General features: G+C 52.2%; 14 protein-coding genes. 4 read left to right on the forward strand and 10 right to left on the reverse strand.

Translation table 11 applies throughout. The features are described 5' to 3' along the window. Nucleotides 1-22: 22 nt before the first annotated feature. The 3 genes from ACP0GE_RS16780 to ACP0GE_RS16790 all read right to left on the reverse strand — a co-directional run bounded on the left by ACP0GE_RS16780 (nucleotide 23) and on the right by ACP0GE_RS16790 (nucleotide 5,140). Nucleotides 23-3,313: a DEAD/DEAH box helicase family protein gene (locus ACP0GE_RS16780; protein WP_424833055.1), complete on the reverse strand. Its 3,291-nt coding sequence runs from the start codon at nucleotides 3,311-3,313 to the stop codon at nucleotides 23-25. Between the two features lie 245 nt (nucleotides 3,314-3,558). After that, nucleotides 3,559-4,455: an HNH endonuclease gene (locus ACP0GE_RS16785; RefSeq protein ID WP_424833056.1), complete on the reverse strand. Its 897-nt coding sequence runs from the start codon at nucleotides 4,453-4,455 to the stop codon at nucleotides 3,559-3,561. Between the two features lie 163 nt (nucleotides 4,456-4,618). After that, nucleotides 4,619-5,140 carry a hypothetical protein gene (locus ACP0GE_RS16790; protein ID WP_424833057.1) on the reverse strand — a complete coding sequence of 174 codons (522 nt, stop codon included), beginning with the start codon at nucleotides 5,138-5,140 and terminating at the stop codon, nucleotides 4,619-4,621. 398 nt (nucleotides 5,141-5,538) lie between these two features. On the opposite strand from ACP0GE_RS16790, the gene ACP0GE_RS16795 reads away from it, so the two are divergent. The 4 genes from ACP0GE_RS16795 to ACP0GE_RS16810 all read left to right on the forward strand — a co-directional run bounded on the left by ACP0GE_RS16795 (nucleotide 5,539) and on the right by ACP0GE_RS16810 (nucleotide 8,960). After that, complete coding sequence (locus ACP0GE_RS16795) at nucleotides 5,539-6,276, forward strand: hypothetical protein (RefSeq protein ID WP_424833058.1); 738 nt, start codon at nucleotides 5,539-5,541, stop codon at nucleotides 6,274-6,276. Then, nucleotides 6,273-6,872 (forward strand): hypothetical protein, encoded by a 600-nt coding sequence (locus tag ACP0GE_RS16800; protein WP_424833059.1) that lies wholly within the window; start codon nucleotides 6,273-6,275, stop codon nucleotides 6,870-6,872. The genes ACP0GE_RS16795 and ACP0GE_RS16800 overlap by 4 nt, the downstream gene beginning before the upstream one ends. Continuing rightward, nucleotides 6,869-7,195 carry a hypothetical protein gene (locus ACP0GE_RS16805; protein ID WP_424833060.1) on the forward strand — a complete coding sequence of 109 codons (327 nt, stop codon included), beginning with the start codon at nucleotides 6,869-6,871 and terminating at the stop codon, nucleotides 7,193-7,195. Before ACP0GE_RS16800 ends, ACP0GE_RS16805 begins: the two co-directional genes overlap by 4 nt. A gap of 199 nt (nucleotides 7,196-7,394) precedes the next feature. Next, nucleotides 7,395-8,960 carry a reverse transcriptase domain-containing protein gene (locus ACP0GE_RS16810; protein ID WP_424833061.1) on the forward strand — a complete coding sequence of 522 codons (1,566 nt, stop codon included), beginning with the start codon at nucleotides 7,395-7,397 and terminating at the stop codon, nucleotides 8,958-8,960. A 19-nt stretch (nucleotides 8,961-8,979) separates the two neighbouring features. Here ACP0GE_RS16810 and ACP0GE_RS16815 read toward each other — a convergent pair whose 3' ends face one another. The 7 genes from ACP0GE_RS16815 to ACP0GE_RS16845 all read right to left on the reverse strand — a co-directional run bounded on the left by ACP0GE_RS16815 (nucleotide 8,980) and on the right by ACP0GE_RS16845 (nucleotide 12,935). Further along, nucleotides 8,980-9,696, reverse strand: coding sequence for a hypothetical protein (locus tag ACP0GE_RS16815; RefSeq protein ID WP_424833062.1), 717 nt, complete (start codon nucleotides 9,694-9,696; stop codon nucleotides 8,980-8,982). Next, nucleotides 9,681-10,463 carry a hypothetical protein gene (locus ACP0GE_RS16820; RefSeq protein ID WP_424833063.1) on the reverse strand — a complete coding sequence of 261 codons (783 nt, stop codon included), beginning with the start codon at nucleotides 10,461-10,463 and terminating at the stop codon, nucleotides 9,681-9,683. Before ACP0GE_RS16820 ends, ACP0GE_RS16815 begins: the two co-directional genes overlap by 16 nt. Further along, nucleotides 10,453-10,665, reverse strand: coding sequence for a hypothetical protein (locus ACP0GE_RS16825; RefSeq protein WP_424833064.1), 213 nt, complete (start codon nucleotides 10,663-10,665; stop codon nucleotides 10,453-10,455). Before ACP0GE_RS16825 ends, ACP0GE_RS16820 begins: the two co-directional genes overlap by 11 nt. 148 nt (nucleotides 10,666-10,813) lie before the next feature. Further along, a complete protein-coding gene (locus tag ACP0GE_RS16830; RefSeq protein ID WP_424833065.1) occupies nucleotides 10,814-11,386 on the reverse strand; it encodes a hypothetical protein in 573 nt (190 codons plus the stop codon). Between the two features lies 1 nt (nucleotide 11,387). After that, entirely contained in the window at nucleotides 11,388-11,777 is a 390-nt protein-coding gene (locus ACP0GE_RS16835) for a hypothetical protein (protein WP_424833066.1), read from the reverse strand. Continuing rightward, entirely contained in the window at nucleotides 11,767-12,393 is a 627-nt protein-coding gene (locus tag ACP0GE_RS16840) for a hypothetical protein (protein WP_424833067.1), read from the reverse strand. Before ACP0GE_RS16840 ends, ACP0GE_RS16835 begins: the two co-directional genes overlap by 11 nt. Nucleotides 12,394-12,626: 233 nt before the next feature. Beyond that, a complete protein-coding gene (locus ACP0GE_RS16845) occupies nucleotides 12,627-12,935 on the reverse strand; it encodes a hypothetical protein (protein WP_424833068.1) in 309 nt (102 codons plus the stop codon). Nucleotides 12,936-13,195 lie beyond the last annotated feature (260 nt).

Consider the following 13,195-nt stretch of genomic DNA (forward strand, 5'->3'; position numbering starts at 1 on the left):
TTTCAATCTCTTTGGCTATCCGTCACTCAGAACATATGAGAGAGAACGGAATCGACCACGTCTCCATCAAGAGACTGGACGTTGCCGCTAATAGTTCCAAATGCTCGTTTTTTGCCTTCTTCTTCGAGTATCCCGGCTGCACTGCGGTGATTTGGAAACGAAAGCTCAGTTCCGACCATCGCCCCAACCAGCCATTTACGATTGATGGATCACCGATCTCGTAGCGCGACACGGTCGACTTTTTGCGACGGTCTCCTTCCCGCTTTCTCAAATGCTGTAAGAATACTTTGGGGCTCTCTCGCCAGCGAAGTGATTTCTGTGACTGGCCGCAAAGCTCATAAAGGTCGGCTACCCGACCGCCCGGTTTTGCCTCACTAGAGAACTTGCAGTGGTACAGGTGAACAAAAAGCGTGTTGTTGTCTTCACGAATGCAAACAATATCAGCTGCCTCGCCAGCAGCGTCGTCATCAAAAACAACATCAAAGGTATCTTCTTCGATAAGTTGATCAATCATGGCCTTTTGGATCGAATCCGCACGCTTTTCCAATCCTTGGGATTCTTTAGTGATATCAACCCCGGTCCAATCTCTCGGAATGAGTTTGTCTAAGTCAAATGATGTCCTGTCGGCGTGCTCGGGTAATACGAACAATTCGGTGTCGACCAACATATCACCATCGGCATAGTAAATTTGTGGAGGGTCTTCTTTAAACCACTCGGCGATGGATAACGTTCTACGCCGCAAGGAAACGCTGATTTGCCCGACGTCGGTCTGAACGTATTGGGCAACCTGATTGGCAATGCTCATCTCAAAGGAACATTTACGCTCTCCACACGAAATGGAAAAACGTACTGGCCCTCCAGCCGAAAAGTCGGCGATCTGTATTTCGCAGTTAAAAATTGGGTAGCGTGTTCCATCTAGTACAATTTCGATCCGGCTTTCATCCTGATCTAGGATGCGCTCCGGCCAAACTATTGCAATCGGCGTCTTGAAAGGCATGCTTTCTTGACGTTCTGGTTTGACCAAATTTTTCAAAAAAGCATCCGTAGGAACGCTCTCATCTAGGAGTTTCCTTCCGAGTGCGCGGCACCAGTCAATCCACTCGCCAAAATTATTCGTCGCATCATAAGACCAGAACTTGCCTTTTCGAGAGCATCCCAAGGTGATCTTGCCATCGTTGGTGTAACCTTGTCCAAAGAGGTTTGTCTTTGAACGATTCCGATTACCCGGCAACTCATCAATCTGAGGTGTAATGTCCGTACCCATGAACTGAGAGTATACGACTGGCCGCCTCTGTGTTTCACTTAAGCCGAGCGTATTGAGACAAAGCCTTCGTACACCATAGAGGCACCGATAGACGTCCTCTCCTGTGATACGCAAAGCATGATCGCCGATGATTTTTTTTGCCAACGGCTCATGCATGTCTTTCAGTTTTGACGAGTTCACGAACAAGAGTTCCTGATCCTCGTCCCAATGCACAAGGTATAAATTATACTCTGTGTTGTGGACGGCTTTGGAAGAGGTCCACTTTGGTTGTTCTGTGTCGCGTTTGACAAAGATCGCAAGCCGCTCATGCTCGTTTATGTGCGGGCCCTCCACAATCGCACCTGCCGGAAACGCTTCGATAATTAGCTCTGGCTGCCAGACGGCACTCCCTGTCTTATAGACAACCGTGCTCATTCGGGGGGTGAGCGTCTCCAAAGGAAATCGTTCTGGTGTTTCAGAAAACCCTTCAAAAACTTCTTCTCTTCGCACCTCTCGCTCAGTTCGGGACTGCCCGATGCGATTGATGAGCTCATTCCAGTCGGCGTCTTCGGCGTATAGCGACTTCAATGGTTCATTGACATCTCCGAGGGCAACATTTGCGATCGCAGTGGCTTCTCCAAGGTCATCCCGTGATCTTGTAAACCTACCAATAAACTGAAGTGTTACTGCTTCTGATTTGTGCTTGTCGTGTAGGGCGGCAATTTTAAGATCTGGCAAATCGAAGCCTTCGCCTAGCATATCAACACAAACCACAATCCTTGCCTCACGAGAGCGGAGCCGCGCGATTGCCTTGTCTTTCTCCAAAGGGCTGACATCACTGTGCAACAGCAACGGGTTATGCTCTGGGTACTTAGCGCAATAGAGGCTATGCAGATAGTCCGCTCTCTCTTTTCGATCGCAGCGAGCCATTACCAGATGGTCAAATCCCTTTGAGGCGTCTGCATGAAGTACCTGACCTACCAAGTCTATTATTTGCTTGTCTGTTTCGGCATCATCTGCGCCGCTAACAGGAATGTAATTTATAGGTTTGAAGTACTCCTCTTGCTGAGCTTTCCAAAGCGGATAGACATAAATGTGTTTTCCATCGACTCGTAGTTTGTCGCGCCTGAATGGTGTGGCCGTGAACTGCAGAACGTTTTTCTTTTTGAAATGAGCACGAAACCGGCGCCAAGTTTTTGCGCCAATGTGGTGGGCTTCGTCGACAAAAAGATGCGAACTCAACTCGGCCATCTTTTCTTGAATTGCAGGTTTTGCTCTTCCGGCAATGCTCATGGTCGTTACAACAACGTTGGCGGCGGCAAAAACCCTTTCAACTTCGTCTATAGATTTAGGAATTCGGGTTAGCATGGCGACTGTCGGTAGTTCCACGTCGTAAGGAAGACACCCGAAGCCCCTTAGAACGCCGAAAGACAAGAACTTGTTGGTAATCTGAGTTCGAAGCGCGTCATTGGGAACAACAACCATGAGACGATGCATTGGGACCGCAGTTGACAGCGCCAGCATGGTCTCCGTTTTTCCTGTCCCTGTTGGCATCACTATTGTGGCTGGGTTGTTGGAAACACTCCAGTGCGCAAGCGAGGCGTGGATTGCACCAACTTGAGGGGTGCGTAGACCGTCAGTGTCTGAAACGAGATCCTCTTCGACAATTTTGAACTTGCCGATCCATGCAGCCCGGGCGTCATCAGCAATCTTCTTTAGTTCAGAGGCTTCCAAAGATTTGGGGTTAATCGGTTTGGGAAAGAGTCGATGTGGGACTTTCGAATTGAGAAATTTGGCACACGCCTCGACACTTGAGGCATCATCAATCTTAAACACCTCATCGGCATCTATTCTTACCGTTGTTTTCCTGTCGATGAATGCGTAGCGCCTTCCATCATTCGTGGTGCCGATAATACCCGACACTCGGTTTTGTTTGAATTCCTCCAGCGATATTTCCAGAGTATCTGTTTGAGCGGCGACCTTACGTAAGTATGCACTTTCCATACGGCCATCGATGATGATTTTTTCCGGGGGATTGAATTCGATTTTTTTCGCAAAAAGGTCAGTCATGCTATGTAGGAACCTGCAACTTTGAAACTTGAATTTTCTCTGGCACTTCAATCTAGTACACTACGTTCTACCTAGAGATGAGGAGCTAAGTGCTCAAGAGCAACTTCATTTTTGCGCCATTTGCCCTAGGATAGTTGCCGTTGAGCCTAGGCCAGGCCCAGCCGGAATGTTGGAAACTACCAACGTTTTCAGGAGCCACGATCAACTAGAACTATCTGACCGGCTCTAGAACCGAATTCGGGTTTTTAGGCGTTTGAGGGGTGATCTTTCAAGCGCGCCACAGCTTCGATTAAAGCGAGACGGAGGCTCTCCCGGTCCGGATCGTAGTGCAATCGCCGATGACAGTTGGGGCAGCATGCGGCGGCATTATCCACAGTGTCTGGTCCGCCGTCCCCAAGCGGTCGTACGTGGTGAACCTCAAGAAATGCCTCGCCGTTTGCACGTATGAAGGGCGCTGGCTTACCGCAATTTTCACACGTTCCCGCAGCTTGCAATAAAACCCAAGCGATGACTTCTGGGTCTCGAACATACCTTGACGCAGGCGAGGGCGCTGTTGGAACGATCCGTTGGCCAGGTGGAGGATGCGTCTGGTCTACCTGTTTGGATGAAAGCAGTCGAATTTGCGCGCGCGCTACCCGCAATTGAAGTTCTGCAGGATCAGCGGTCGTTTTCTCCAAACGCATCGAACCAGCCAGCAAATCTGCGATTTGGGATGCCGTCAGATCATTTGCATGTTGCCACGCCATGCGAAGCCTTAGCTTCTTGGTTCGGTTTCCTCCATAACCATTGGGATTCTCAAATGCGGCCGAAGCACGACCGATTGCGAGCCGAAGGAGTTCCAGATCGTCAACTTCGTGAAGAACCAAGGGCAAAGAAAAACCCTCGGGAACGATACGCCTTTTATCCTCTGGGTACTTCATGACAGGCGCGCTGGCGATTTGGACATCTTCGAGCACCGAGTTCATGGCCTTCATGCGTTGAAGGTGATGCGCAACTGCTTTGGCATATCCCGTATTTCGTGGTGGCCGCCCGCCTGTTGATCCACCTTGAGACTCAATAATTAGATCAAATCCATCAATCCCACGTTCTATCTGATAGAGAGAGTCAATTTCGTTCCCATCTTCGTCGTACGGTTTCTGCATGGGTCTCGCGTTCTTATAATTTCAAAGACATCGTTAAACTGATTGCCCGAGGGGTTGAAGCCGCCACGGAGGGAGAGACAAAACATCCGGTGCCAGCCATTCACTCTCAAAACACGTCTTGATCACGTTGAGGTTCCAAGAGGGATTTTTGATTGGTTGGCGTCTATCGCCAACCACCATTAAATGCCTCATTGGGTTCTCGAAGGCGTCGAGCAAGGGCGTCAATCGACGCGGCTGTCTGGCGAATGTCGGGGATACCACTTTCAAGATCATTGAGGTTCATCAGTTCAATAGATTGAAACCTCTCATCAACTGAGCGTAGCAATCTGGCTCCTTGAGTACGAAGCGCACTGGTTTCCTGCTCCTCCTTCGTTGGTTCAAACGGATTGGCGCTTAGCATCATGCCTTTGGACCGGTCGTGTTGCCGCCATTTCTCTAGGTTCAGTTCACAGTCAGAGGCGAGCTTTTGATAGCTTCCTCGGACGTCTGCCAGTGCAGACCGGGCTTGAAGTCTGACGTCCCGCTCATGTGCCTTGTCAGCGGATAGGACTGATTGTCTTGCGACACCCAAAGCCAGAACTGCAATTCGCACAGCCAGTACGCTCGCAACCACGGCGATGAGAGTGGCGGTTAGCGTAATTGCCTCCATCCAGTTGTTCTGAAACCACGAGATCAAATTAGACACGACAGCACCTTATGTAGATATTCTTATTCAACTGTATCTACATATGGTGTCTCAAGTGTCTGGTCACAAGTCTGATCCACCTGGAATTGAGCGACCCTTGCAAAATCCTTGTAACGCCGAACGCCCACCGCGACTAACGCTTTGCCATCAAGCGGTTAGCGTCTAGCCCTAGGCATTTGTAATCAGTAGGTCCGCGGTTCGAGTCCGTGTGGGGGCACCATTTTCACAAGTAAAATCAAATAGTTGCACTAATTGCGACGCATCTAGGGTTTCTGGTGTCTGAATTTTGCAATTATTTTTGCAATTCCGCGTAAGACTTTGATGCGTGGTCAGTTTTCGCCTCCCCGCCACATTGTTGACAGGAACCCACACTAACCAACTGCGTTATGGATGGTGATTTGGCCATAACAGTAGACGCACCAGTTTGTGGTGAGGCCGTTGCGCCTGCCTTCGTCGATGGCGAATGGCACGATCTTCCTGAAGGATGGTTGGACACGGCAAACACTGCCAGCAAGTTCTTGTCTAAGGTCCGCGTTAAAGCAAACAATCCTCTGGGCAACACCAACCATGAAACCTTTCTACACATACGCCGCAACAAGATGTTCGCGACAAACAATGAGAATTTGATCGAGTTCAACATAGGTCGTTGCAGCATCCAAAACACTTCACTGCTCGCCAGCGAGGTCAGATTGCTCAAGTCGTTCGGCAATGCCCCGATTGCGGCCTGTATAGCAGATGATCGAATTCGCTTTCGCTTTCCAAGCGGTGAATCTTGCGAATTCCAAAACACAGGTTTCGAGAAAAAATATCTGGCAGTCTTCAAAAATTACTGGGACTTCAACAGCGAGAAATCGACGTCGATGCCTTGGAAGCAGGCATTCTTGGACAGGTTTGAGTACCTGAGAGATGACGACTTAATAGAGGTCAATCCTGAGGGCTTTATCGGAAGCGAGGGAGACAATCTCTTCACTGTGCACCTGCCTGCCGAGACTTGTTGCCCAGAAAAACGGGTGTTCACCGCCACATCACTTTATGCCGCCATGTCCATTGCTGACGAGGTCGACTTCTCTCAAGAACATGCCTGCTACAAAAATCCAACTGTGCGAGGCATTATTGTATCGAGGTCAATCAGATGAGCGGCCTTGTAGACGGCATCTTCAAGCACGTTGAGGGTTCAAGTCCTCGCAAGGTGGCTGAGCGGATGTTAGACGGTCGTTTAAACCCGCGTCTCGACGATCCTTTCGGTCTTACCTTCGAGGAAATGAACGACAAGATCGAACGGTTGAAAAAGCGTCAAGCGGATGCTGAACACCGAGCTATGATGCTTGCGGATGAAGTCCAGCGCGCTGAAGAGGAAAAGCAACAGCTTCTGGCCGCGCGTCAGCAATTCTATGACACAGGCGAAATTGATCCGTCCCTTATCCCCGAGTGTTCAGGCATCCACGCCTCGGAGCAGCAGTCGTTCAACCGTGAAACGCTTGATGCAGCGGAGCAAACCCTGTCCGAGAACATTGAGGGTGAAGGTTGGGAAATTGATCGCCGTCGCGCAGATGATGAGTTTGTTTACATCACAGTCAAACGTCGCCGCGAGGAGTTTGACGAACAGAGAGTTGAGCAGCGCCCAGTCAAGGCGCAGCTTATCCAGCGTGTGCGCGAAGTCATCGAAGCACATCGGGACGCCATCATTGAATTTTCGGTCCACCGCAGCCCAAGAAAGCCCGCCGCGCCATGATTTCCGTTTCGCACGAGGACGATCTTTGGAAACTGTTCTCAGATGCCCCCGACAAACCCGGACATTCGATTGTCGCCTACAATGATCACTTGCGAAAATATCTCGATCTCAAGATCGACGGCAAAAAGATCGAGTTGAGCGACACCGAAAAGAAATATCATCTTTTTGCTGCCAGCGACACGAGTTGGCGGCCCGAAGGCACGCGCACTCAGGTAGTTGTCAGTCAGGCAAACTTGCGCCGTGTCGGCTCTGCGATGCTGCGGAAGTGCGGGCGTCATGTCGTTTACGTTCAGTATCTGGGCAAAGACACAATCCACGATTGACTCCCAAGAAGGCCTTTGCTCTCTTTTGCTCATGGCGTGGAGCCTAGGTGGGGCGCGACCTACCCGGCCTCTATGAGGTCGATGACGCCCTTATCGGGATGACTGATTAGGCGACAGTATCTACTGGATGGCGGCGGCGACCCTTGGTTGTCGTTTCCCCTTACTCTATGCGCCCCACCGAATTTGATGAGAAAAAATAATGCGCAATGAATTAAGAGCGGAAATTAAACGGCTAAGTAAGCGAGCCTTCGACAAAGACCGAAAGCAGGCTGAAAAGGAAGAGAAGTATCGGAAGAAGTTTCAAAGGCGTACAGGCCTGACGCCGACGCTCCCGACGGTCAGGCATCGCACGCCTCTTCACCGGCATTTTGACCCAAAGCACTGCAAGCGCAATGCCAATGTAATTGCGACAGCTATTTGGCGAAAGATACTTGATGAGCAGTACGATCCAGAGCCCGCCGTTACTTTCGAGATTCCAAAGCCAGATGGCAGCAAACGAATTGTAACCGCATTTGGTATACCGGACGCGGCCGTCGCCAATGTCCTGCTTAGACGGACGCTGAACAGGAACAAGAAGCGTCTGTCGCCCCATTCATACGCCTACCACCCAGACAAGAATGTCTTTGATGCCATCCTTGCGCTTCGTGACTTTGATAAGGACGGGAAGCTTTTTGCCGTTCAAATCGACTTCGAGAAATACTTCGACAACATTCCAGCCAACTACTTGAAGAAGAAAATCGGGGATCGTTCAACCGTGAGCCTGACGCCACACGAGCGTCATGTGTTCGAGGCGTTCTTACATCACAGGTACGGGAATTCCGAGGCGCACCGCACGGCCACCTTTATGCGGAAAGTTAAGGGCACCCCGCAGGGGTCGTCAGCTTCATTATTCCTAGCCAATCTGGCTAATCATGACCTTGATAGGAAACTATCTGCCGAGTCTGGCAAGTTCGTGCGGTTCGCGGACGATGTGGTCGCGATCTGCGGCAGTTATGAAGAGGCACAACGGCTTGAGCGATGTTTTGATCGGCACTGCTCAGAAAGCGGTCTGATTGTGAACCGAAAAAAGTCTCCGGGTATCGCTGTCATTTCTGATCATCAGCACGAGGTCCGCACAATCAACGATTTCACTTACCTGGGCTACGGGTTTCGAGATGCGGGTTTGACGATGCCCGACAAAACCAAACGAAAGTTACAGCAGAAGGTTTCTCGGCTCATCAATGTCTATCTGATCAACGCGCTAAAACACGGGTATGCTGAGGGTAGAGCTTACCGAAAGAAGCAATATGATTGGGATTTGCTTGGTTTGATCTACGAGCTGCGGCGCGGTTTCTATGGCGGCTTGAAGGAGCAGGATATCCAAGATTTCCTGTACCATCAGGGCAAACTGAAAAGTATGCGCGGCCTCATGGGGTTCTACTGTCTGATCGAGGACGCAGAAGTGCTGAAAGAGCTGGATGGCTGGACCGTGAATATGGTCCGGCGCGCCTGCGTCGTAAGGCGACAAATCCTAAGACGACAATACCGAAGGAATTGCCCGACTCCGTCGAATGAAGAATTGATCCTGGGAACATGGTTCTCCGAGTCAGCTTGGCGGGACGAAGATGACGAAAAGGATGCGGTTGAGGTCAAGTTCCCGAGCCTTGTGAGAGGTTGGCGAGCCGCTAGGAAACACTTCTTCACGTTTGGCCTAGAGGGCGTGCAGGCACCGGGCTATGACTCCTCGATGGATATTGCTTCACTGTTTGATGCCTTCGACTATTAACCTGCGGTCGCCGTTTCTTTCAGTACCAGCCCGTCAGCTTGCCCTGTGCCGTCAACTGCGGCTTGAGGTATTGGGCGGCGAACGCGCCGAGGCACAAGCTGATCCCAAGGTCGCCATGGCCTCCCGTATTACGATCTTGCCCGATCACCATGTTCCCAGCCGCCGTCGTCTGGACGGTGAATGACGCGAGGTCTGCCTCAAGTTCCGAACGCAACGGCAGGTCATGAGCCATTTTGAGGTCGCCCGAGGCGAACAGAACGGCTGTGTTTTCGATGATCGTCACCTTCGCTGCATTCACATAGCGGCCCTTCCGTGACCAATCGACACCGCCCGTCATCTGGATTGCGACGTGAGGTACAGACTGCTCGGTTAAGACATCGGAGCAGACTCTACCAATGCTCGTCCCGTCGATCACGAGTTGTGCTTTTCCACGGAAAGGGTGCGCGTTGAGCAGCCGCACGAGGTAGTCGCAGACGGCGACATATGACACGCCACGGAAACGATCGGCAAAGACGACGGTGAGTTCGCGTGGCCCCAATTCGACCACCCCATCATTCAGAACGGGCAGTTGTTCGTCCAAAGTTACTGTGACTGCCGTAAAGTCGTTGGCTTGCCCCAAGTCAGCAGAAATCCAGTATCGGCGATATCCTTGCACACGACGGACAGCCGGGTCTCCGTCACTCGCGTTCACAATCGAGCCGTCAGAACGTTCGACGAGTTCTAGAACTGTGGACATATCGCGCTCCTTGCAGATGTTGCTTGTTCGATTTGGTCCATCGAGAAATAGCCCCGCCCCGAACTGTGAAATCTGCATTCTACTTCTTGTTGAAAGCGGGTCGTGGACAATTCCGCGCGCAAACGGTCTACCTTTGCTTTCAAGCGCGGAATTTCAGTCCCCTTGACTAGGACGCGATGCACATGCGGTTTTGGATCGAGAAAATGTTGCGCGAACAAACCTTCTTTTCCGGCGGGCGTCGATGCGAGTAGAAGTTGGCCGTTTTGAACCAACATGGGGGTGATCGCTGAGATTACTTCCTCACCACCCCCGGCCAAGAATGCGCTTTCATCGGCCATAGCAAGGTGAACAGTATACCCGCGAATTGTGTCCGATGTTGAAGGAACAGCCACCCAATGCCCGCCGTTTGACGTTTCGATTTCGGTCAGCGTTGACCGCTCAATAACTAAGTTGGTCGTGCGGAGGTACTGCGCTACTTTCCTTGTCAACAACTTGACCTGACGCTCAGCAGGTGCCGTTGCCAAGACCGTGTGACCACGTTCTAAGGCCCGAATGGCTTTTGCGGCTAGGACGCATGACTTGCCCACTTGACGTGCAACGCAGATCGCAATCGTGGAGGCTGTGCTTTCCAGAACTTCGGTCTGCCATTCATCTGCGATAGGGTTTTTGACCTCCGTGCGCAGAAACCGCTCTAGCTGCAACGTCGGGTCGTTGTCGCCATGAACGAGGTCGAGGAAGTCCGCATATGGGTTCAGGTCATACGGCATCGGGCACGATCAGTTGGTAATAGAGGCCGCGGTCGAGGTCATGCTTGGTTCGCACGCCGTAGCCTTTCGAGCGAAGGTCTGAGTACATCAGCGCCGAGATGGCTTTGTCGTCCCACGGAGTGCCGTCTGCGCGGATCGCCACTGCGCGAAGATCGTCCCACGTCGCGCCTTTGTGCAGTGCGTCCACGAACCTCTGTTGCATCGTGCCTGCTCGGCAAGGGACGACGCCGAGGCCGTCAGGCTCCACGTTTATACGTGGTGGCTTTTTGAAACGCTGAACGGGCTTCTGCTTTGCGCGGATGGGCCGCTCACAGCAACCGTGGCCTTCGTAGGGTAGCGGTTCGGGCGGTTTACAATCCGGCACTTGTGTCTCCCTTGGTAATGGACAGCTTTTCTTCCTTTAGGAGGCGCAAAAGTGTGGGACGAATTTCCGGGTGCGTATCGACGAGTTCGCGGAAAATTGCACGGACGCGCAGCCATTCGGGTGCGTCGGTCAGGGCGACTGTTACCGACACGTTGTCAGACAGCAGCTTGTGCATTTGCGCGATGTCTTTGAGCACGCGGCGCAAGCTTTCAAGGCCCGCCAACGCAAACGCGTCGTCTTCGTTGGCCTCCGCCCGCGAGACGATGCGGTCAACGCGCTTTGCGAGCGTACTGTAAGTCGCCGCAACATCCATTTTTTCGCCCGCTATAGCATGTGCCGCTTGATCTGCCCGCTCGTACCGATCATTCGCGATGATCTCGCGACGTTCCGCCTCCGACACATACTTCTGGAAGTAGCGCGTGATCGTCGCGTTATCTACGCCTGCCTCAGCTGCAATTTCGAGTTTGGTCTTCCGCCCCAACACAACGTCGCGCACAAACTCATCGCGTTTCGGATGAGACGCGAGCTTCGGCTTTGCACCTGAGTGCTTCGTGCCCATTTCAGGTGACTCCTGCGATTGCGGTTGGGGCATCGTCGGGCTGGGCCATATACATCGGGCTCACAACGTCCCAAACTTCGGAGAACAAATGCCTGCGCCCAACAACCCGATTTACGACATTCTTGGCAAAGCGATGCCGCACGCCGAGATCGACAAGATGGTCTATCGCATTAACCGGATCGACCCCGCCAAGTTTGATCAAATTGGCCGCTATGTAGATCAGCGAGACGAGCGCAACATCGTCGTAGTCACTTGATCCGTCGATCTTGAATGGCTTGATGCGCGGGCCTGTTACTAAGCCATTATCATCCACCCGAAAGTGATCAATGTTGCCACTGCGAACGATTACGGTCGCGACATGCAGCAGGGCGCGTTCTTCATTAGTCAGCATCGCCACCACCCGCAGCCGATGCCATTAGCCCGATTTTGGTTTTCATCGCATCAGGTAAATCGTCGTCTGATTTGAAAGTCGCTAGACGATACCCATCGCGCTCCGCAGCCAAGCTGTTTTGAATCAAGCCAGCACCGCCCGTCGCAACGTCATGGCGCACCCATCGCACCTTCTGTGCTGTGTCGTCTACCGTGTCGATCATTGACGTATCGGTCTCGCGCGATTGATACGTGGCTGGGCGCTCTACTCGGGCAGAGGGGCGGTCGTCGATCATTTCCAATGGAACACCAAGCTCTGTTGCTTGCGCCTTCGCTGCGTCGTATTTACGGGCGTCGAGTGCATCCGTTCGCGTGATGGCTACGGGGTCGCCATCTTTGCGGTGAGGCGTTGCGTCCAGGGCAGGTTTCGCCATCTTGTCTGCCAGCGCCTGCATGGATGCCGCGATATCCGAAACGTCCGGCTTGTCGTCGGGTTTCGGCCCTTTCTTGTCTCGCAAGAGCCGCTCATTCATCTTGAATGTATTTTCGAATTTTTTGTCTTGCGCTTCGACCTTTTCGGTCAGCGCCGTGACTTGCTTTAGGAGCGCCGAAAGCGCTTGTTCGATTTGATCAGACATCGCCTGTCCTTGTGGTGATTGCAAAAAGAGGGACCGAACACATCAGCCCCTCTTTCCGTTTGCATCATCACGAAAGGACAGAGCGCCGCTCCTCGTGATCGTTATCGGTGGCAATTTGGGAAGCGCTCAAGCCCAGTTTGGGCGGCGGAATAACTCAGTTATTTGGAAAATTAGGTGGCGCCGATATTGGCGCACCAGTCATGCAGCACGCCCAATGTATCAGGCTCCATGAACTAGGCCGCGAACAGATCGCCTTCGGTCCCACGGGCCATCGCAATCAGGGTTGGTGCAAAAATGATCGGGAATTCCGCGATCACTTGGCTTGATTGAGTGATCCGCACATTGGTGTTGGTGAAACGGACGTCGTATTGGTCATACGCCCTTGCATAAACGGTACGCTGATCAAGGGCATCGGCAAGCGCTGTGGCGATCACTTCGCGTGGGAACGGCCGGGAAGTCGCTCGCTGGGTGTATTTGTGGCATGTCAAAGTGATGAGGTTGTCGTCATGTTCGGTCGGGTGGATTTCGTAGTCGAGTTGCACTGGCTGGTCTCCAAAGAAGGTATGCGCGCTCGGGCGAACCTCGAGGAAAAGAGCCGACACCCGAGCACGCATTTTGAGCGACCGCCTCCTGTCTCAGTGGCCAGCGGTCACGAGTACATAACAGATTATTCCTGAGGCCCTGTCCGGGAAATGAGGTGTTACTGAAGGTTTTTGAGGTAGTATTTGTTTACACAAGCCGATGTTTTGGTTCATCGTGAATCTTGGAAAGTTTCGACAGGTTGCCTTTTGGTGACGAAGCA

The organism is Ruegeria sp., assembly GCF_965243365.1.
Lineage (GTDB): Bacteria > Pseudomonadota > Alphaproteobacteria > Rhodobacterales > Rhodobacteraceae > Ruegeria.

Excerpts from the sequence above, each read along its gene's own strand:
- ACP0GE_RS16835 (WP_424833066.1), bottom strand. The coding sequence starts at position 11,777 with ATGCTGACTAATGAAGAACGCGCCCTGCTGCATGTCGCGACCGTAATC.
- ACP0GE_RS16800 (WP_424833059.1), top strand. The coding sequence starts at position 6,273 with ATGAGCGGCCTTGTAGACGGCATCTTCAAGCACGTTGAGGGTTCAAGT.
- ACP0GE_RS16840 (WP_424833067.1), bottom strand. The coding sequence starts at position 12,393 with ATGTCTGATCAAATCGAACAAGCGCTTTCGGCGCTCCTAAAGCAAGTC.
- ACP0GE_RS16815 (WP_424833062.1), bottom strand. The coding sequence starts at position 9,696 with ATGTCCACAGTTCTAGAACTCGTCGAACGTTCTGACGGCTCGATTGTG.
- ACP0GE_RS16805 (WP_424833060.1), top strand. The coding sequence starts at position 6,869 with ATGATTTCCGTTTCGCACGAGGACGATCTTTGGAAACTGTTCTCAGAT.
- ACP0GE_RS16780 (WP_424833055.1), bottom strand. The coding sequence starts at position 3,313 with ATGACTGACCTTTTTGCGAAAAAAATCGAATTCAATCCCCCGGAAAAA.
- ACP0GE_RS16810 (WP_424833061.1), top strand. The coding sequence starts at position 7,395 with ATGCGCAATGAATTAAGAGCGGAAATTAAACGGCTAAGTAAGCGAGCC.
- ACP0GE_RS16820 (WP_424833063.1), bottom strand. The coding sequence starts at position 10,463 with ATGCCGTATGACCTGAACCCATATGCGGACTTCCTCGACCTCGTTCAT.
- ACP0GE_RS16825 (WP_424833064.1), bottom strand. The coding sequence starts at position 10,665 with ATGCAACAGAGGTTCGTGGACGCACTGCACAAAGGCGCGACGTGGGAC.
- ACP0GE_RS16830 (WP_424833065.1), bottom strand. The coding sequence starts at position 11,386 with ATGGGCACGAAGCACTCAGGTGCAAAGCCGAAGCTCGCGTCTCATCCG.
- ACP0GE_RS16785 (WP_424833056.1), bottom strand. The coding sequence starts at position 4,455 with ATGCAGAAACCGTACGACGAAGATGGGAACGAAATTGACTCTCTCTAT.